The sequence below is a fragment of the Rhodohalobacter sp. 8-1 genome (assembly GCF_038150125.1).
Taxonomy (GTDB): domain Bacteria; phylum Bacteroidota; class Rhodothermia; order Balneolales; family Balneolaceae; genus SW132.
This window is the reverse complement of sequence record NZ_JBBVMF010000005.1, coordinates 99,902-120,594: the sequence shown is the minus strand read 5'-3', so window position 1 is coordinate 120,594 and position 20,693 is coordinate 99,902. Positions and strand designations below refer to the sequence as shown.

Sequence of the window (20,693 nt, the reverse complement as noted above, 5' to 3'; positions counted from 1 at the left end):
TTGGAAATTACCGCCCGGTTAGCGTAAACGCTGCCCAGTTGACAGGGTTAGCGAATTGAGGCTTTGAAATTAGGTTAAGTTTAGCTTGGCGCAGAGCCTCATTATAGTCATAACCCTGCCGTATCAAATCGTAAAAATCGATCATCAAATAGGCCGTTGGCTGGTCGCTGACCCTCCACATCGAAACGGCAAGGTTTGATGCGCCTGCATAAATAAAAGCCCTTGTAAACCCAATAAGCCCTTCTCCTTTGTAAATTGAGCCTAATCCCGTCTGGCAAGCACCAAGAACCACAAGGTTAGCATCGAGCTCCAGATTGTAGATGTCTCCCACATATGCTGCTCCTGAGTTGCCTTCTTCGGGGTAAAGCAGAATTGCAGAAAACTCCGGTTGTTCTTCGTTTATGAAAGCATGTGTGGCAAAATGAATAAAGTCATATTCCCTGAGATCCTTTTCAAAAAAACCGCTGAACGTAGCATTTTCACCCATCAGAAGTTCTGCTTTTCGGGGGTTAAGGTAGTCACCCAGTGATGTCTGGCTGCGAAATTGCGAGGAAATAGATGTCGTTTCGTACGTTGTTAGGTACAAAGGGTTTGCACTGGCCGAATACTGGTGGTCCATCAATACTTTATCTTCCCGACTGATTTCGCTGCTGAACGGTGCCAGTGCAAGCAGATTCCTTGGGTTGTCTTCTTTGCCGGAGAGCATTTTGTCCAGCAGGGTAAGAGATGGAGCATAGCTGAACACATAATCGTGAACGAGATACGGATACCTGCTGAACTTCACGTGATCCGGCACCTCTGTCAACAGCAGTTCAAACGGAAGATAGTGAAGCGCCTGATCGGCCATCACGATAATTTTATCCCCGGTGATATACTGTCCGGCAGGCTGAATAAGTAATGTATACAGCTCATAAGCAGCTTGCCTGTAAGCTTCAGACTTTTCTGATAGCACATATTCTTTCAGTTTAATGACAAGATCTGTAATGACCGTTGATGATCCGAGTCTAACGAAATTCACGTTCTCTTTTGTGACCACCATCACATACGCACTCACCTCCCCGAGGATGTAGCTCAGCACCACTTCATCTTGCTGGAGTAAAGACTGGGCATCAGCACGGCTTATTACTGACTGATCATATTTCAGCTGATAGTACGATGGGTACGTCTCCTCCAGATGATCTGTAAAATCATCGTGGTCGCGTTTATAGTAGAAAATAGAATCTCGCAAAGCGCTGATTCTCAGGGTGTCTTTTTCGAGGCCCTTGTTTTCTTCTCGATGGAGCTCCTGCTGCATTTTCGTAATCTTATTCTTAAGGTTTTCTTCTTGATGGATAATGCGGGCAGGGACACCTGCATATTTACTGGCGTTTACTTTTTGAATTTGCTCAAGTGCAATCCGTGACCGGCTCTCCTCAATCGTTTCAAAAATCTGATCCATATACTTTTCATTACCCGTCTCACGATACAATAGTGAAAGAATTTCCACCGCCCCCGTATAAATTGAATAGTTGTCCTCGATTAACTGCAGCTTGGATGCTTCATTTTTAAACGATCTCTGCACCAGGTCAACAAGATCTGCAGCCCACTTTAGCGCCATAAGTGACTGTTTATTATCTTCTATAAATACCTTTTCCGCCCTGTTACTCAATATGATCGATTTAAAAGCCAGTGCTCTGATTAGTGCAACCGGGTCGTTAAGAGATCGCTCCGGATCTAAAGGCTCATCAAAAGAATACGGGCCATACAGGTTTTTTAAAGCACGATCTATATTACCGTCCGCTTTAGAGTAATTACCATCTTCCAGGTATATAAATCCCATTTGTAAATATAGATCTGTGACGACCGGATGAGTTGGACCAAGCCGGTTGAGAGCTATTGCCAAAGCCAACTCGTAATACATAAGAGCCTGCTTATTCTGTTTCAGCTGCTGGCTGTACAGATTCCCCAAACTGAAGATTGGTTCAATTAAATTGGGGTGATTGGGTCCATAAACATTTTCTCTGACAGCAATAGACCTTTCATAGTTTGTACGGGCAGACTCATACTCCTTGTTAATTATATGGATTGCTGCAAGATTGGAATAACCTATGGCTGTGTCGGGATGATCCATACCCAGCGATTTCTCCTTCAGCCGCTGCGCTTCTTCAAAATATTCTGCTGCTAACTCGTAATTACCAAGCATATACTGGGTAGCTGCCAGATTATTAAGTGAAGCACCAAGTGATTCACTGTTATCCCCCATTAAGGATCTGTAAATTTCTACTGCGCGCTTAAAATACTCCGCCGCCAGGCCTAAATCACCCCTTGCATAAGCATTACCTCCAAGGTTTATATAGGCTGACCCTTCTTTATAATTTTCATAACCATAGAGCTTGTGGATCAGATCAAGCGACGTTTCAAGTTCGGCTTTCGCTTTATCCAGCTCGCCATTTTTCTTATAGGAAACGCCCAGGTTGTTATGCAAATCGATGAGCTGCGACCCAACTATTTCTATAGAATCTGCATTTTCAGCTAATTCTACACCTGCACTATAAAGGTTAATTGCCTCATCATAGTTGCCCATTGCATCTTCATAATCACCTAATGTAAGTTTAGATGTTAAAAGCACACGCCAGTTTTTCGCATGTTTTGCCTCCTCACGTATTGTTGAAGCCCAGTGCCCGGCCCTTTCTAATCGGCTAAGACCGAGATTGTCCAATGTGAGGTATCTGTATAATCTCATTCTCTCATAGGCTTCATTTTGGATGTCATAGTGATCCAAAAGATCTAATATGCTCATGGCCAGCGAAATGGCTTTCTCTCTTGATCCGGCGCGCCTCTCAATGCCTATTAAGCCTCTTTTCGCATCGGCGCAGTTACCTGCGGTCTCTTTGGTAACTTCTGTGCAAAACTCTTTTTCAAGTAATCTGAATAGCGTCTCTGCTTTTTCTAACTGATCGGAATTATAATAGTCTTTTGCCTGCTCTAAGCTTCCTTTATTATGGGATATCGCCTGAGAATAGCTCTTATTTACAACACAGAAACAGAGTGCTGCTCCCAATAGCAGAACAATGACAAAATGATGATATGAAAGACAGGTTTTTGTTAGCACAGGCCATTCCTTTTGATGAATTCCTATGTTAATCAACCAAAAAGACTTTACAAAGTCTAAGTATGCGATTTTCCGAAAAGTGCGTCCACAAAGGCTTTTTTATCAAATACTTGGAGGTCTTCTATACTCTCTCCAACACCTATATATTTCACCGGCACCTTCAGTTCATTGGAGATACCAATGACGATTCCGCCCTTTGCCGTACCATCGAGTTTGGTGAGGATTAGGCCGGTCACGTCAACCACATCTGTAAATGCCCGAGCCTGCTGCATAGCGTTTTGGCCGGTAGAAGCATCCAGAACAAGCAAAATTTCGTGAGGGGCATCGTCTACAACCTTACCCATTACCCGTTTGATTTTACCAAGTTCGTTCATCAGGGACTTCTTATTGTGTAATCGTCCTGCCGTATCTACAAATGCGATATCTGCCGACTTGGACTTCGCTGATGAAACTGTATCATAAGCAACTGCGGCCGGATCGGCATTCTGGCCTTGCTGAATAAGCGGAACGCCCGCCCGTTCACTCCAGATTTCAAGCTGTTCTACAGCCGCTGCCCTGAAGGTATCGGCTGCGCCCAACATCACGTCTTTTCCTGCTTTTTTGTACATGTAAGCCAGTTTACCAATACTTGTCGTTTTTCCAACCCCGTTCACGCCAACCACCATTACAATGTGGGGTTTTTGTTTGAACTCGGCATCAAATTCTACGGGGCGGTCATCTCCGGATTCCATCAGCAGTGCGGCAATCTCTTCGCGTAGTATCTTTTGAAGATCAGACTGGGTGATGAACTTATCCCTGGCAACACGATCTTCAATCCGGTTGATGATCTCAATCGTTGTTTTAACGCCCACATCAGAGGTAATTAAAATATCCTCAAGTTCATCCAGCGTGGCCGCATCAACTTTATCTTTCCCGACAAATGCTTTTCCAAGTTTACCTAAAAGTCCATCTCGGCTCTTCTCTACACCTTTATCGAGCTTCTCCTCTTTTTTGAGTCCTAATTTTTCAAATATTCCCATGGGTTTTTAATTAAATTCAGCGCCGTCTAAAATTTTCTTGTACCTATAAAAATAATCAACAAAAGAGATAGCCATAATGATCAGCGAACTTACCATCAGGATCACATGGGCATTCGCTGCCTCGGGGAAGAAAAAGACCGACATCCAGTAAAGTGCCAGAACGTTAACTGAAATTTTCCCCGACATGGTGGACATTGCCACTTTTCCGCGTTCCTTCTTAATATACCAAGATCCAAGCATTATCAGCAGATCCCGAACCACCCCAATCAGAAAAAACCACAGCGGAATCCAGCCCAGCCATACCGTATAAAAAAACAGCAAAAACGCCATGAACTTATCAGCAACAGGATCCAGCATTTTGCCCAATTCAGAAATTTCATTCCGCAACCGGGCCACCAGGCCATCCAGATAGTCAGAAATTGCACCGTAAACTATTAAAAGTGTTACTAGCTGAGAAACTTCCTTGTTATTCTGATAATGGATGTAGATTATAGGAACAGTTACAAGTACCCGGGTTAAAGAAATAAGGTTCGACCAAGTAAAGACGTCATTACGAACCATAACCTTTTTCCCATCAACATGTACTACGTCCTTCATGTAATGAAAGTTTGTTTCCGTTTTTTTTAAAAAATACACTTTTTATCAGAGTAATGTGCAGATGAAGAATAATCAATTAAACTCCTCAGAGAAAGAGTCTAACCAGCTAACCGAAAAGAAGTTATCGTCCCGACACGTTTATGACGGACCTCTTCTCCAGGTCTACGTTGACGACGTTCAGCTTCCCGATGACTCACAATCTACACGAGACTGGATTAAACATCCCGGGGCAAGTGCTATTGTACCCGTGTTTAATGACGGCACTATTATGCTGCTCAAGCAATTCCGGTATCCGCCACGACGTATATTTATTGAAGTACCTGCCGGTAAACTCGATGAGGGAGAGCCTCCTATGACAACAGCAAAGCGGGAGCTGGTAGAAGAAACGGGGTTTGAATGCGGATCCATTGAAAACGCCGGCTCATTTTTCCCGGCGATTGGATACGCCGATGAAGAGATATTTGTGTTTGTAGCCTGGAACCTTGAACAAAAACTTAAAAATGCAGACGATGACGAATTTGTCATTAATCACAGGGTTCCCTTTTCTGAAGCGCTGGAAATGATAGCCTCCGGTGAAATTACCGACGCCAAAACGATTTGCTCTATCGTGAAAGCGAAAGTATGGTGGGAGAAGAACGAACCGTTCCCAGTTAATTTTTCTTGAGAAGGCCTTCTTTCACGGCGACATCAACAAGAGATTCATGCATGTTTTCGGGATCAACATCCCCTCGATTGATAAGCTCTTTCATTTCATCGCCGGTGAACAACATCAGGCAGCCGCTGTCGCGCAGTACCTGGTCGAAGTTGCGCGGATCGCTCAGTTTCAGCGACGACACATCCAGGCCGTCCGGGCTAATCTCTTTATCAACCAGGCAATAAAATGTGTCTTCCGGCTCTTCTCCAAACTCAATCACTTCAAGCAGTGTCTTTTTCATCTGTTTTTGGTTGTAAATTCAAGTCGAAAAATATTTTTTCTATTTAGAAAATTCTCCCCTAACAAGGGGGACTTTTACCTTTATAACTCAATAAATCATACTCAGGCTTCAATTATGACGTTCAATGAAATCGCGGGCTTTAATCAGCTCCAATACTTCACCGGACTCAGCATCCACAATTTTCACCTGGAACAGACTGATGATTGCCTGGTTACTGAGCGTGTCGAGTGTTTCCTCAATAGTGCTGCACTCTTCGGTTTCGCTCACAAGATCGTTCACTCCTTGCACAACATACTTCAGCGAACGCTTGCGCTTGGGTGCCGGTTTTTCTTCCGGCTCATCAAAATACTCCCGGATGGCCTCTTCTGTGATATACCACTGAACACCTAGTTTTTTTCCCTTCAGTTTTCCTTCCCGGAAGTATGCACGAATCGTCATTTTGCTTAAACCCAGCAGCTCATGCAGATCATCGACTGAATAAAGCGTAAGTGAACCAATTTTTTTAGGCATTTGTCAACTTCATTAATCTAATAGTAATTACTCTTAAATAGTCCTGTCAAAGTTATTAGTTATTCATTAGTTATACAATGGAAATTAGGTTTGGAATGAAGGGGCAATCGGCCGTATGTTATAAGTAGTTGATTAAAAAAATGAAGCCCGCCCTAACTGATCAATATTAAAGTTTAGCCCTGATTTTCCTTCTCAAAGTACAATTCAAACATCAACTCTATTTTTTCATCTGTTCGTATCACTCCAAAGAGTGCTGTAGGCGGCTCAATATTGTAATCCGTCATGTTCATCGTTACACTGCCTTTTGCCACAATTTGATTCCATTCGTTCAGCCTGATATCCGTGCCAAACTCTATCTCACGCTGCACACCGGCAACCGTTACGCTGCCTGTTACCGTTGCACTTTTCCCGATACCGGTCTGTCCTGTAAACCCAATTTCATCCCAGGTAAACCTAATTTGAGGATGAGCCTCAAACCGAAGAGCCTCTCTTAAATCTCTGTTCATTTTATTTCTACCGCCATCAAGATGCTCCACAGGAACCGTTACTGCTAATGTATCAATATCAGAGCCATTCCAGTTATCATCAGACTGAAACCAGTTATTGGGAATGCTAAATTGAACCGAGAAATCTGTAGCTTCAACCGTCCAGCCATGAAGAGTTGATGAGCCCTTGATCGTCATCGAGCTGTTTTCGAGAAGTGTTGTGTTTGTAATGGCGGCTTCTGAAGAGTCTGTAGCCTGGGCTTCAGCAGATTGATGAGCGAGCAATGTCAACAGAAAAATAAGTATAAAACCCTTTGTAAAAATCATAAAAGCATCTCCATTATTGAGGTGCTTTTATAAATTGAAACCAGTGATAATTCATTCACCGGCTTTTTTACTACTTTGTATCTTTGATAGATCCTCTCAACCTGTGGTCGCGGGTTTTGGAGCAACTTCTCCGATTCCAAAATATGCTTCTTTTTTCTCCGTTACATATACTTTCACATTATCTGCGGTCACATAAACTACAGGAATCAGGACAAGCGTAATCAGTGTTGATGCGGTCAACCCACCGATTACAACACGCGCAAGAGCTGCCTGAATTTCACCGCCGGCGCCCCACCCAAACGAAAGCGGGAGCAGGCCAAGTACGGTTGTCAGGGTTGTCATCAGTATAGGACGAAGCCGGAGCTTGCCTGATTGAACCACCGCCTCAAAAACGCTGAGATTTTTATCGCGCCTCATAAGGTTGATGTAGTCGACAAGCACAATGGCATTATTTACGACAATACCGATCAGCATGATCACTCCCATGATACTCTGCATATTAAACGTGGTGTCGGTCAGAAGCATAATTGGAATCACCCCAACAATAGAAACAGGCACCGAAAACATCACGATAAGCGGGTCGAGAAAGCGTTCGAACTGTGCGGCCATCACCATATAAATCAGAATAAACGCCATTATTATTGAGATCAGGTAATCTGTTTGTGCTTCTTGCTGCTCTTCATATTCCCCGCCATACACGATTGAAAATCCGGCCGGGAGCGACATACCCGCAAGTTCTGACCGTACAGCTTCCACCGCTTCCCCAAGTGTTGCGTTACCTTCAAGGTTGGCCGAAATGTAGGTCACCCTCTGACCATTAATTCTATTGATGCTGACGGGCCCTCGAGCTGATTCCTGTTTAATAACGGTTGATACCGGAACAGTTTCGCCGGATGCAGTGCGAACCGGAATATTGTCCAAATCAAGCGTACTCATCCTGTCGCTTTCCTGCAGGCGCACATTTATATCGAACTCATTTCCACCCTCGCGAAAAACGCCTGCTGTGGTTCCGCCCACATTTGCCTGAATTGCCTGGGCAATATCGCGGCCGGTGAGACCCAGCTCCGCTATTTTTTGACGATCAAAAACCACGTTCTGTTCAGGCCGGCCTTCCTGACGATCGGAACGTGCACCACGAATCATCGGAATTCGCTCCATCCGGCTCACAATTTCGTCTGCTATGATATCGGCCTGATCCAGGTCATATCCTCGAAGTTCGAGCTGTACGGCTTCATCCCCGCCTGATCCAAAGATTCGGCGCAAAATCCAGAGGCCGGTCTGAGCCCGCACCCTGAACTCGCCACCGGGAATAGTCCCTTCTATTTTTTCACTCAGTTCATCAGCCAGCTCATAAGTACTCACATTACGCTGGCTTTGATCGACCATTGCGAGCTCTACCTCTGCGTTACCGTTTCTAACTTCGGTAGTCATATATTTAACCTGATCCATCGGCGCAATGGCGGTTACTTTATGTTTCAGCTCCTGAAGATATTCGTTGGCAATGGCAATGTTCATCCCATCTGCCAGGTAAAAATCGATACTAATTTCATCGGCTTCGGTCTGAGGCGCAAGTTCCGTGGATATAAACCCGCTGCCATAAATTGCACCTGCCATCAAGACAACTGTAGTCCCAAACACAATGAACTTCCGGTTAATCATCCGACGAAGAAAGTTGCTGTACTTGTCTTCAACACGCTCAAAATAAAGCTGAAACCGGCCTTTGTCCTTCTCGGTCATCTCTTCATTTGTTTTGATCGTCATGAATTTACTGGCCAGCATCGGCACAAGCGTGAGTGCCACAAAGAGTGAACATACCAGTGCAAAAACAACAACCAGCGCAAGCTCCTGGAAAAGCGTACCCGTGATGGTCTGCATAAAAACCACGGGGAGAAAAATAACCGATGTAGTTAGCGTAGATGCAACAATCGCACCTGACACTTCGCTCGTTCCCACAAGCGCGCTCTCCTTCAGTGATTTCCCATTATTCCTGAGTCGCACAATATTTTCGAGAACCACAATTGCGTTGTCAACGATTAAACCCACCCCGAGAGCCAGGCCGCCAAAACTCATCTGGTTCAGCGTAAGCCCTGAAAAATAGAGCAGTCCGAACGTGGCAATGATGGATACAGGAATGGCAAGTGAAATAATAAATGTTGTAGACCCATTTCTCAGAAAGAGGTAAAGAATAAATATAGCCAGAACCGCTCCCCAAATAGCCGATTGCTGCACATTATCGATTGAGTTCTGAATGAAATCACTCTGATCAATCACAATCATCAAGTTCAAATCATCCCGTTCGGAATTGATGCGTTCGATCTCACGCTGAATGCCCTGTGAAACTTCAACAGTATTTGAACCCGACTGCTTCCGGATTCCCATTCGTATCATCGGCTCGTCGTTGATGCTCACAAGCCGTCCGACGTCCTGGAATCCATCTTCTACGTCTGCCACATCGCGGACTCGAATGGGCTTTCCATCAACGGTTGTAATAATTGTCTGGGAAATCTGGTTTATGTCATCAAACTCGCCGACGGTACGCACATACAGGTCGCTGAATCCTTCTTTCACATTACCACCGGGCAGCGTGCTGTTTTCGGCCACGATAGCGTTACGTACATCCTCCGCCGTGAGTCCGCTTGCGTTCAGGCGATCACGTTTTAAATTAACCCTGATTTCCCTATCGATCCCGCCCCATACATCAATAGTCCCTACCCCCGGAACCTGTTCGAGACGTTTTGAGATATCGTTTTCCAGAATTCGGGTGAGCTCATCAAGCTGTCGCGTTGATTGAGCCCCGATGATGACGATGGGGGAATCGTTCGGATCAAATTTCCGAACACGGGGCGGATCGGCTTCCTCAGGGAGGCTTCGCCGAACACGGTCGAGCGCAGCACGAATATCGTTAGCCGCCTCATCAAGATTCGTATTTCTCGAAAAATTGAGGTTTACACGGCCCCTGCCCTCTTCCGACTGAGAGGTAATCTCTTCCAGGTTAGATACACCAGCTAATGCATTCTCAAGCTGATCGGTTATGATGGTTTCAATCTCTTCCGGCCCTACATTCGGATAATCGACCGACACGCTAAGTCTTGGATATTCAATGGGCGGGAGCAGATCGACCGGTAAAAATCGAAATCCGGTGACACCCAGCACAATTACAATAAGGTACACCATCGCCGTTGCGATGGGACGTTTTACGGAGGTATTAGTAAGTCCCATAATGGTATCCTATGATTCTGTTGATTCGATTACTGCCGATCGCTCGGCCATTCGCTCGTTCATGATATCCCGAAGCAGGTCTTTCGGATTCATCTGTTGCATGCGAATAATACGGTTCCAGGAAGTTGCCCTAATCTTCGCTGACCCGCTCTCGTTATTAATGAGCAGATTTTGCCCAACTGTTACAATCCAGTCACCAGCCTGTATGCCTACAACCCCAGCTGTTTCTCGTCCTTGAGCAATAACGTCAATTCCAACAAATTCGACCATTGTTGGCTGACTAAGCGGCGGAGGATTTGAACTGTCTACTTGTTCAACGGGTGCTGTTTCTGCACCATAATCAGGAGCCACGTAGACGCCCGTTTCACCTGTCCTGGGGTGTCGATAAATAGCACTGATAGGAATCAATGTAGCCTGCTCACTTTCACCATACATAATATCTACAGTTACGAACATGCCTGGCAACAGAAGGTCGCGTGTGTTTTCCACATCAATTTCAGCCTCAGTACTAAAACTACCCATTCCAAGGAACGGCGATATTCGGGATATTTCACCTTCGATCACCTGGTCGGTCATACTCTCCGAGCGAATAATGGTACGCTGACCTTTTTTGATAAAACCGAGCATTTGCTCTGTCAAATTTATTGTCACTCGTGCATCATTCAGATCGCCCACGGTAAAAAGCTGCGTACTTGATGAGACCTGCATCCCAACAGCTGCATTTCGCTGCCCAATCGTACCGGTTATAGGGGATCGGATAATTGTTTGCGCTAAAAGCTCCTGTTGTTCTTCAAGGGTAGACTTCGATTGGTCGACCTGCGCAAGGGCAAGCTCATGATTTGCCTCAGCCGACTGCAATTCAGCCTGGCTGCTCTCAAGCTCAATATCGCTGCTTAAATCGCGATCATATAAACTCTGCTGACGCCGGAGCTGAGATTTGGCCTCATTAAGCACAGCTTCCGCCTGCTTGACTCTCGCTCGGTTTATTCTCAGGTCGGCCTCCGCCTGCTGTACCCGCGACATAAACTCCCTGTCGCGAAGCTTAATAAGCGGCTCTCCCTCCACAACTTCATCGCCATCCTGCTTATAAACTTCTTCAACTGGTGCTGAAATTCTGGGATAAATCTCAACTTGTTTTTGAGCCTGAACCACGCCACTCAATCGCTGCTGAAGCGGCAACGAGCCAAATCTGGCCTGCACAGCTTCAACCGATGGGGTGGTCATATCTGATGCTCGCCTTTGCATGCTTTCATCACCTGAACATGCAGCCGCCGCTGTAATGGCGGCCAGAAAAATAAATAATTTTATATATCTCATAAGTAAATGTTTTCATCAATTAAATCGCAATGTAACGTGTTTTCATTCTCACGAATGACTTCCCTCTGTAAAAGCTTTTAAAAAAACGTTACTATTTGGAGGACAACTTCGGATCCAACGATTTTAGGTTCGGTGCGGTTCTTTTGCATTTGTAAATAAATATAAATTCTATGGATTCTATTACGCAGGCCACCCTTGGAGCTGCTGTTGGTGAAGCATGTCTCGGCCGAAAAATCGGGTATCGTGCAGCGGTATGGGGCGCTGTTTTAGGCACGCTTCCGGACCTGGATATAATTGTAAACCCGTTTGTTGATGCCGTGCAGCAGCTTTACATCCATCGGGGCTTTACGCACTCCATTACTTTTATACTGCTGTCGTCACCGCTTTTGGGCTGGGTGTTTCAAAAACTATATAAAGATCGGGAGGCAGGTTGGAAATCATGGACCTTGTTCACGTTCTGGATTTTTTTAACCCACGTCTTTATTGATCTGCAAACTACATATGGCACCCAGATTTTTCTTCCTTTCACCAACAGGCCATTTACAACCGATGCTATGTTTATTATTGATCCGCTGGTTACAGTGCCACTGCTTGGCGGCTTGCTTGGCGCGCTGGTTCTTCGAAGAAAACCAAGCCTCGGTTCAGCCATCAACAAGACTGGCCTGTCTATAGCTGCAATTTACATTCTCTGGGGACACGCCATAAAATCGCACGTTCACGGTGTATTTCAGGAATCTTTCCAAAATCAATATGGCTATTATGATGAACTGAAAACCACACCCAACGGACCGACCACTTTTCTATGGAGTGGATATGTGATGAAGCAGGACACCATCTACCAGGCCATTTATTCTATTTTTGATGAATCTGCAGACCTTACATTTACATCTATTCCAAAAAACTCAGGCCTGATTGAGCCTTACATCAACGATCGGGCCACAACGGCGTTGCTCTGGTTTTCGCGCGGTTTTTATTCCGTGGAAAAAAATGAAGACGATGTCATCTACTTTTATGATTTACGGTTTGGGCGAGACGACTTTTGGCTTTCCAATAATGGTGAATTTGTCTGGAGAAATGAACTCATTATCAACGACAAAGGAAATGCATATACGTTTGAAGAGTTTATACCGTCCTTCAATGCCAGAGGCCGAAGTTTTGAACTCTTTTGGAATCGGATTTGGGGCAAATAATTTCTTATTTTTATCGTTTAGTAATCACTTGTTAAATCTCGACTGTAAACAGATTAACCCATATGAAACGCCCACTTATAATTACCGGTATTATTGCAGCATTTCTTGGAGTGTTCCTCTACAACGCACTTAAAGAAGTGACGCCACAAGAGATTCAGAACGCCCCGGACTGGCTACCGATCGAAGAGGCGATGACAAAAGCGGAGCAGGACGGCCGGTTAATCATCGTTGATATCTATGAGGTGGGTTGTCAATTTTGCCGGGCGATGAACCGCGACGTTTACCCCGCTCCATCCACACGCGCTGTGATCGACAGAGATTATTATCCCGTCAAAATCAACGGCAACTCTGAAGAGACCATTACATTTATGGGAGAAGAAGTCACACAGCAGGCATTTGCCAACAGCCTTGGCCTCACGGCTTTTCCGTTTACTGTTGTGATGGATCACAACGGCCAGGTCATCGACAGCCGGCGCGGCTACATGGGTGTTCAGGATCTGACGCAGTTCATGAGAAATGCACGTGAACAGGTGGTTGAAGGATAGGGTTGCAGCCTCTATCGAATGCCCTCACATCAACTTTTTATCTACCTCCAATCATGTGATTGATCATACTTTCTGCTGCATCATCAAACGCGGACATCCACTGAACTTTTCGTAATGTTACCGATGTATGTTTGAAAGCTGCCTCAAGTACCGGCTGAAGGCGTGCCGACCGATACTCTATCTCAACTGGATGAACCTTCTGCCTCGTAAGGAACTCAATCAATCTTTCTCCGCTCTTTGCAAACATCTCTTTCACATTGGGGTGCGGCGTCATCATTTCGGGAGTTAAGACATACCCGCTCTCTTTTTCAACCAGCATCAACAGAAACGGAAAGTATGGTGGGTGTTTATCTCCAATCGGGGAAGGCACCAAAACCATTCCCACCTGTAAAACTATATTGTTCCTCGGCAGCTGGTTGAATGGCTTCACCTGCTTTTTACTGAGGGGAGGTATTGCAGGCGCCGGTTTGAGTTCAAATTTCTTGTTATCATCCCGCCAACCACTTTTTGCACGGCCATCTGGAACACGAACGAGGCCATTCAATCCTTCAGGCACATGCTCAATCCAGGCAAACTCCTGTCTGCCAACACGGCTTGCAACGTTTATTACCTGTTCAATCAAGGGTTCCAGCTGGGCCAGTTTATCTGTTTCCGGCAGGACGTGAATACACCCCGGGACCACCTCTTTAAACACCGGGAGCCTGGAATTTTTTCTGACTGAATACCCCAAAGCTTTCAGCCTGTCTATATCTTCAGGCTCCATATACTGGGGCTGCTCGAACGACACCATAAGATGTGGAATCAATAACACATCCATTGGGTCCGACTCGACAGGATCTTCCTGAATTCGCAAAAATTGGTGGGCTGCATCCACACCTTCGTAAAAAGATACGGCCAAAAACTCCCCGGTTGACCCCATCACGCTTGCAAACAAGGGTTCCTCTGACCCCGGCACCTTTATACCAAATAGTTCACGTTCATATATATCATTCCACGGTGCTATCTTTTGAAGTTCAAGCGCGAGTGGGTAGAGTTTTTTTAAATAGTCTGTTTCTTTTGGCAAGTTTTAACACCTCAATTTTGATTAGGCTGAAAATATTAGTTTTAGTATTGAGAATAACTTCCGGCAGCTGGCAGTGGGATTTACCCTCGCAATGTTCTTGGAAAGGTCGGCTTCTCACTGGTTTTTAGATAGATTGATGAAGATGTTTGCCCGAGATAGAATATGAGATGCCGGATTAAGTCCGGCATGACGTTTGGGTAAGCCAGATTTCAATCATAAAGCTTGCCCCTCACCCCTGCGCATACTCCCTCACACCAGCCATCTCAACCATCAGGTCGAACAGAGCGGTGTTGCGCACAAAGGTGGGAATACGATCGCTGCCGGGGCCCCAGGCTGCAAGTTCAACATAGTCTGCGGTGTGATTGGTGCCGATAAAGTAAATGCCGTTATAGTTGGCCAGGACGCCGGCAAGCACCGCCCCCACGCCTTCACGGTTGCTGAAGGGGGCTTCAAAAGTTCCCTGAAAGGCTCTCTTGATCATTAACGCCTCGTCGGTAGTAATCTGCGTTTGTGTTGCATATTCAACCACATTCCTGATTGTGTTTACCTGGGGGAAACTACCAGAGCCAGCCGGCATCTGTTTTGTGAATTCTTCGTACATCCACTCAAAACTATGGCGGTAGTCGTAAAGCGTTGCCATCATATTGGGTGAGTCACCATAACCGCTGCCAAGGCCGCTCAGGCCGGGATTGGCGTTCCCGTGATCGGTCGTTAAAATCACCAGTGTGTCATCGCGGCCATCTGAAAAATCCATCACCTGTTTGATGGCGTCATCAAAGGCAATCTGGTCGTAAATCATGCCTGCCGGATCGTTGCCATGAGCAGCATGATCAACCCGGGCACCTTCAATTTGTAATACAAATCCGTTCTCGTTTTGGCTGAGTCTGTCCAATGCAGACGAGGTCATCTCAGCAAGGGTGGGTACTCCCTCCTGTAGATCACTCAGTGTGTTTTGGTCCACCGTATAGGGAAGATGTGAGTCATCAAAAATGCCGAGGAGTTTGCTGTTCCGAGTCGCGCGATTGAGTTCCCGCTTGGTACGCGCAATAGTGTATCCGTTTTCCGTAAATTCAGAATAGAGATCCCTTCCATCTTCTCTCAGGAGCGGATGAAAATGACGGTTTCCCCCGCCCATGAGCACATCATAGCCCCGTTCAGAATACTGAACGGCAATTTCATTCTCCATCCCCCGCGCCGGCATATTGATGCCAAACCCCGATGGCGTGGCATGAGTGAGCCGTGCCGTAGTTACAAGCCCGGTTCCTTTGTCTGCGTCCCTGAAAATTTCACAGATGGTTTTATACTGCTCATCATTGGGGCCCCAGTTCACAGCTCCGTTGTTGATCCGCTGACCACAGCCCCAGGAAGAAGCGGCGGCAGCTGAGTCCGTTACCGTGGAGTTCAGCGATGCCATATCCATCAACCCGCGGTGGTACTCCCGATCTGACTCATACAGCTTTATCCAGTGTGTCTTATCTCCGTACTGATCTTGTTTCACAAGGTCAGCCAGCGTCATCGTGCCTGAACTCATTCCGTCAGAAACCAGGAAGATGACATTTTTAGCATCACCCGGATTGCTTTTAAATTTTTTAGCCGGGGCTGTTGACCGACCCATCAGGCCGCTTCCAAGCGCTAAAGATGAGAGAGCTCCTGTTTTGAGAAAATCGCGACGGCTAAATGAGTTGTCTGACATAGTTATATTAATTTCTTTGGGTTTTGTTGATGCTAATCACGTTTAAGCGGAAACATCTGGCTTCAATAGAATCATTACTGAATATCGCTGATATTTATAAGTTAAGAAACAGGTTCCATTTATGAGTTACGCCAGTGTTAACGTAACACATTTATTTTAATGATTAGTTTTCTCGTTTTGTTTCTAACCGGTCCAGGCGGGATTGCTGACGCTCCTCATCGGTCTGCTCGTCGCCGGTATAAAGCGCCCTCTCCCATGATCCATAATTTGGATTTGGAAACACAAACCACTTGTAGCCCCACTTATCGCGATGCTCCTCAACCAGTTGTTTTCTTTGATTGATGGATATACCGCGTGCGGACACAAAGTCGTTGAGATCGTCACCAAACAGCATCAGCACACGGTAATCATCAGCTACCAGCTGACGCCGTTCTGTTTTGGCGGATGTCCAGTCGGGCCGTCCGCCGTTGCTCATCACGGCTCCTTCAGCCACCGGAAATCCTTCATCACGCAGGTTTTGTTCCGTTGCAGACTGCACATCGGCTGAGCGGTTTGTAATATAAAAAACTGAAATGCCCATGTCATCGGCTTGGGATGTTAGCTCAACGGCGCCCTTAATCGCTTCAGCCTCCATCTCGCGCACCCAGGCGTTCCACGTGTCGGGGTCATAGCCGGTTTCATCAAGGATGCCACGGGCTTCGTAATACGAATTATCCAGAACCGTTTCGTCGACATCAAGAATAATCGCGGGTGGCAGATCGGCAAAAGATTCGCCTTGTTCAAGGGAGGCCGTCCAGAAAGAATCATCCAGCGCAACCGGCAGCAGGCGTACCGAGGTGTTGTAAGCCTGGTAGGTCAGAGCCTCATACTCTGCCGCGGTTTGAATCCAAAGTGTTGAGTAGAGCGTGTTATTGGAGTAATAGGAATCCGTTGCTACATCAGCTGTTCCGCACGAGGCTAACAGGAAAAGCACTGCAAAACCAGTGAAATATTTTTTCATTGTAAAATTGAATATGATTGAAGATGCCATCTTAAAATAATGAATGAACAGGAGAAGAAGGTAATCAACTTTTTTGATGCCTTCGTCGAAAATCTACCGCGATTTGACTATGCTAAAATGCCCATTCTCATATTCTTTTTTTTATATTTAACAAGATGTGTAAGCCAACCTAAAACCTAATTATTTGAACTTATGAAAGATCATCAAACCGGATAATCACGACCTCAAATTCTACTGTTAAGAAAGTTGAGCCTTTTACTTCTGGTCCTTTTTTTTAGTGCCGGTTCTGCACTTTTTGCCCAGGGACTGACACTTGAACATGTAACAAAAATAAAGTCTGTCACCAGTTCAATCACATCTGACGACGGAAGCAAAGTTGCGTACACCGTAAGCGTTCCTGCCGATCCTTACGAAGAAAATGCGGGCAGCAGCACTGAGCTGCACGTCCTGAACGTAGAAACGGGAGAAACTAAGCCTTACCATACAACAGGGGGTATCGGAAGTATCCAGTTTCGGCCTGGCCATAACAGCCTATCCTTTTTAACTCAGCGCGAAGAGGACGATAGCCGCTCTCTTTACGAACTGCCTCTTGATGGCGGAGAGGCTGTCAAAATTTTTGAGTATGACAGAAACATCTCTTCTTATGAGTGGCATAACGATGGAAATCATATTGTTTTTTCATCCACATTAAACGCTGAAACCTCAGATTCTCCGCTGCCTTATAAAGCAAATGTATATGAGGCAAATCGGCCTCAGCGTCCGGCTTACATTACAAATGTATCTCATGATCATATGGACCACGAGCCACATCAACTACAAGTTGACGGTACTGTTTATATGATGAAGTGGAGCCCTGACGGATCAAAAATTGCTGTCTCAGCCGCACCTACGCCGAGTATTGATGATTTTTATATGGCACAGAGTGTGTATATCGTCGACTATGAAACACGGGAGGTGGCGGCCGAAGTGAATAACGAAGGAAAAATCGGTCAGATTGAGTGGAGTCCTGACGGAGAACGACTTGCGCTCCGTGCCGGCGCAGATATTCACGACCCCATTGACGGCCGGATATTGATTGTGTCTGCAGATGGAGGCACACCATCAATTATTGATGAGGATTACGAAGGTAAATACGAGCAAATTGTTTGGACAGGAAACAATCAAATCCATTTCCTGGCAAGTGAGAGTACGGCATCTGTCATCGGCTCCATCAACCCGAACGGCAGTAATAAGCAAACAATTTTCCGATCGGATGAACACTCCATTGGGTCGTTTTCGCGATCTGATAACGGCTTGATCTCTTTTGTAGCCAGTAGTCCGGAGCACCCAAATGAACTATTTGTGAAGCAAAGCGGCAGAAACGCACAGCCGGAGCGAGTTACGAATCATAATGATTGGCTTTCGGATGTTGAACTCGGCGAGCAGAAAGTTGTAACGTATACAACCCGTGATGGAGAATTTGATATTGACGGCGTTATGATCTATCCGCTCGACTATTCCGAGGGCGACAGAATTCCTGTGATAACCGTTGTCCATGGCGGACCGGAAGCTCATTACGATAACGGCTGGCTTACGGCCTATTCGATGCCGGGTCAGATGGCAGCTGCAAAAGGATACGGCGTTTTTTACCCTAACTATCGTGGAAGTACCGGGCGAGGAATTGAGTTTGCATACAGCAGCCAGGGTGATCTTGCCGGTGCTGAGTTCGATGATATTGTAGACGGTGTGGATTACCTGATTAACCAGGGCGTTGCCGATGCCGACCGCATTGGCGTGACCGGCGGATCGTACGGTGGATACGCGTCCGGCTGGATGGCGACTCATTACTCCGATCGATTTGCTGCATCCGTCATGTTTGTGGGTATCAGTAACAATATCAGCAAATGGGGAACCAGCGATATTCCCGATGAACTCTTCCTGGTTCACACGCGAGAACGCATGTGGGAATCGGATGAAACATGGATGGACTACCTTAAGCGAAGCCCGATCTACTGGGTTGACCGCGCCGAAACTCCGATCCTGATTATGCACGGTGCAGAAGATACCCGTGTGCACCCGGCGCAATCTCTCGAGCTTTATCGGCATATGAAGGTACGTAAGCCGGAGGTTCCTGTTAGGCTTGTATATTATCCCGGCGAAGGCCATGGCAACACGCGTGCATCCTCCCGGCTTGACTACTCGCACCGTATGCTGCGCTGGTTTGATACCTACCTGATGACGGGCGACGCATCAGCTGATATCCCAGAGTGGGATGCCCCAATTCCTGCGGAAGATCAGCAGTAGAGTCTCATTTACTAATTCATTATCTCGAAGCCCCTGTGAAATACACAGGGGCTTTTTTTTGGTTGATACAATTCGTCTGCATGCTGCATTTACAGGCTGACGAGTGGAAATGCCCCGTACCCGGTTCAGAAGAATCCCAGCATCAAACTCAAAAACCCTAACCTACCCGGCAGGCGGAAAAACCAACCATCAGCCGGGGATTTACTTAATCAAACCAAATACTTTTCAAAACGTGGCATGTCTATTGCCATCGTGACGTTTAGATACAGTCATAAAATAGCTTTGATAACTAAGTTCAAATCCCTCACAAGACATGCCATATTTCAACAATCCATGTGAAACAGATTGCGGTTTCCTTAGTTATAGTATCCATGGAAAACACTGCCACCGATGATATCAACCCGAAACACCCTTTTTACCTCCGTGGTAAATTCTATCTTTACTTAGTTGTCGGTTCAATCCTCACCCTTTTCATTTCACTGCTTATCTCCATCGTTGCTCTTCGCTGGGTTAATCCTCCTACAACCAGTTTTATGCAGCAACAAGATTGGGAATCACTGCCGGCTGAACAATACAATTTGCGAGAGCACTGGGTTGATTTCGAAAATTTACCAAGGCATTCAACCTGGGCAGTGGTAGCCTCTGAGGACCAGCACTTTTGGAATCACTGGGGTTTTGATTTTGAATCGATTGGGGAGGCGTGGGAAGACCGGCGGGAAGGCATACGAAGCCGCGGCGCAAGCACCATCAGCCAGCAAGTTGCCAAAAATTTGTACCTGTGGTCGGCAGAATCTTTTTTCAGGAAAGGGATTGAGGCAGGGATTACGGTTTTGATTGAACTTTTTTGGCCAAAAGAAAGAATCATTGAAGTGTATCTGAATATTGCAGAGTTTGGGCCGGGAGTATTTGGAATTGGAAAAGCATCTGAGCAATTTTTTGGATTACCGGCATCTGAGCTTGAACCTGACATGTCTGCACGGCTGGCGGCTGTTTTGCCTAGTCCGAAACGCATGCGGGTCAACCCGCCCTCTCCATACGCAAATAAGCGAAGCCGATGGATTCTGGAACAAATGACGCATCTGAGCGGTATAGCGTATGTACAGGTTGATTCCATCAGCCTGTCTGAATCCGCGCCGGGACTTAATCCGGAAGATTCTTCCACCATCGCTGACACACTCCTCAGGCCGCAACCTATTGACACCTTCCCACTTACCTCTGATACACTTGATATCGGGCAATCCGTCGACGATCAAATAATCACGGATTCATTGCGAAATGATACGATTCCTGATTCTACTCCACCCCTTTAAGTTGTTTTTCAATACATTTTTCTCAAGACTTGTATTTATTTACCGATAATAAGATCACGTAAGTGACTCATGGTACAGTATTTGCAGGCAGAATACTGGGGCTATAGCA

Annotated in this window: 16 protein-coding genes; 5 read left to right on the top strand and 11 right to left on the bottom strand. The window is 46.0% G+C overall.

The genetic code is table 11. The features are described 5' to 3' along the window. Positions 1 to 7: 7 nt before the first annotated feature. Genes AABW11_RS06520 through AABW11_RS06510 form a run of 3 tightly spaced genes read right to left on the bottom strand, consistent with a single transcriptional unit; the run spans position 8 to position 4,707 of the window. On the bottom strand, positions 8 to 3,091 hold the full coding sequence (locus tag AABW11_RS06520; RefSeq protein WP_340103988.1) for a CHAT domain-containing protein: 3,084 nt from the start codon (positions 3,089 to 3,091) through the stop codon (positions 8 to 10). 56 nt (positions 3,092 to 3,147) lie between these two features. Beyond that, complete coding sequence (gene ftsY, locus AABW11_RS06515) at positions 3,148 to 4,110, bottom strand: signal recognition particle-docking protein FtsY (protein WP_340103987.1); 963 nt, start codon at positions 4,108 to 4,110, stop codon at positions 3,148 to 3,150. 6 nt (positions 4,111 to 4,116) lie between these two features. Beyond that, complete coding sequence (locus AABW11_RS06510) at positions 4,117 to 4,707, bottom strand: CDP-alcohol phosphatidyltransferase family protein (RefSeq protein ID WP_340103986.1); 591 nt, start codon at positions 4,705 to 4,707, stop codon at positions 4,117 to 4,119. Between the two features lie 61 nt (positions 4,708 to 4,768). On the opposite strand from AABW11_RS06510, the gene AABW11_RS06505 reads away from it, so the two are divergent. Further along, positions 4,769 to 5,371 carry an NUDIX hydrolase gene (locus AABW11_RS06505; protein ID WP_340103985.1) on the top strand — a complete coding sequence of 201 codons (603 nt, stop codon included), beginning with the start codon at positions 4,769 to 4,771 and terminating at the stop codon, positions 5,369 to 5,371. Here AABW11_RS06505 and AABW11_RS06500 read toward each other — a convergent pair. From AABW11_RS06500 to AABW11_RS06480, 5 genes are all read right to left on the bottom strand, one after another. Further along, complete coding sequence (locus AABW11_RS06500) at positions 5,358 to 5,642, bottom strand: hypothetical protein (protein WP_340103984.1); 285 nt, start codon at positions 5,640 to 5,642, stop codon at positions 5,358 to 5,360. The two genes, AABW11_RS06505 and AABW11_RS06500, sit on opposite strands and share 14 nt — an antisense overlap. A 108-nt stretch (positions 5,643 to 5,750) precedes the next feature. Continuing rightward, complete coding sequence (locus tag AABW11_RS06495) at positions 5,751 to 6,152, bottom strand: helix-turn-helix domain-containing protein (protein WP_340103983.1); 402 nt, start codon at positions 6,150 to 6,152, stop codon at positions 5,751 to 5,753. 173 nt (positions 6,153 to 6,325) lie between these two features. Further along, positions 6,326 to 6,964: a YceI family protein gene (locus tag AABW11_RS06490; protein WP_340103982.1), complete on the bottom strand. Its 639-nt coding sequence runs from the start codon at positions 6,962 to 6,964 to the stop codon at positions 6,326 to 6,328. A 96-nt stretch (positions 6,965 to 7,060) separates the two neighbouring features. Further along, positions 7,061 to 10,183 (bottom strand): efflux RND transporter permease subunit, encoded by a 3,123-nt coding sequence (locus tag AABW11_RS06485; protein ID WP_340103981.1) that lies wholly within the window; start codon positions 10,181 to 10,183, stop codon positions 7,061 to 7,063. A gap of 9 nt (positions 10,184 to 10,192) precedes the next feature. Beyond that, positions 10,193 to 11,500, bottom strand: coding sequence for an efflux RND transporter periplasmic adaptor subunit (locus tag AABW11_RS06480; protein WP_340103980.1), 1,308 nt, complete (start codon positions 11,498 to 11,500; stop codon positions 10,193 to 10,195). Between the two features lie 170 nt (positions 11,501 to 11,670). Between AABW11_RS06480 and AABW11_RS06475 the strand changes: the two genes are divergently transcribed. Beyond that, positions 11,671 to 12,690 (top strand): metal-dependent hydrolase, encoded by a 1,020-nt coding sequence (locus AABW11_RS06475; RefSeq protein ID WP_340103979.1) that lies wholly within the window; start codon positions 11,671 to 11,673, stop codon positions 12,688 to 12,690. Between the two features lie 62 nt (positions 12,691 to 12,752). Beyond that, positions 12,753 to 13,235, top strand: a complete 483-nt coding sequence (locus AABW11_RS06470) for a thioredoxin family protein (RefSeq protein ID WP_340103978.1) — start codon at positions 12,753 to 12,755, stop codon at positions 13,233 to 13,235. Between the two features lie 37 nt (positions 13,236 to 13,272). On the opposite strand, the gene AABW11_RS06465 is transcribed toward AABW11_RS06470, so the two are convergent. The 3 genes from AABW11_RS06465 to AABW11_RS06455 form a co-directional block, all read right to left on the bottom strand. Further along, positions 13,273 to 14,298, bottom strand: a complete 1,026-nt coding sequence (locus AABW11_RS06465) for a DUF7309 domain-containing protein (RefSeq protein WP_340103977.1) — start codon at positions 14,296 to 14,298, stop codon at positions 13,273 to 13,275. A 229-nt stretch (positions 14,299 to 14,527) separates the two neighbouring features. Next, positions 14,528 to 15,991, bottom strand: coding sequence for an alkaline phosphatase (locus tag AABW11_RS06460; RefSeq protein WP_340103976.1), 1,464 nt, complete (start codon positions 15,989 to 15,991; stop codon positions 14,528 to 14,530). Between the two features lie 163 nt (positions 15,992 to 16,154). Then, positions 16,155 to 16,991, bottom strand: a complete 837-nt coding sequence (locus AABW11_RS06455; RefSeq protein WP_340103975.1) for a 5'-nucleotidase, lipoprotein e(P4) family — start codon at positions 16,989 to 16,991, stop codon at positions 16,155 to 16,157. Between the two features lie 246 nt (positions 16,992 to 17,237). Here AABW11_RS06455 and AABW11_RS06450 point away from each other — a divergent pair, with 246 nt between their 5' ends. Both AABW11_RS06450 and mtgA read left to right on the top strand, forming a co-directional pair. After that, complete coding sequence (locus AABW11_RS06450) at positions 17,238 to 19,274, top strand: S9 family peptidase (RefSeq protein WP_340103974.1); 2,037 nt, start codon at positions 17,238 to 17,240, stop codon at positions 19,272 to 19,274. Between the two features lie 371 nt (positions 19,275 to 19,645). Next, positions 19,646 to 20,584: a monofunctional biosynthetic peptidoglycan transglycosylase gene (gene mtgA, locus AABW11_RS06445; RefSeq protein WP_340103973.1), complete on the top strand. Its 939-nt coding sequence runs from the start codon at positions 19,646 to 19,648 to the stop codon at positions 20,582 to 20,584. Positions 20,585 to 20,693: the final 109 nt, after the last annotated feature.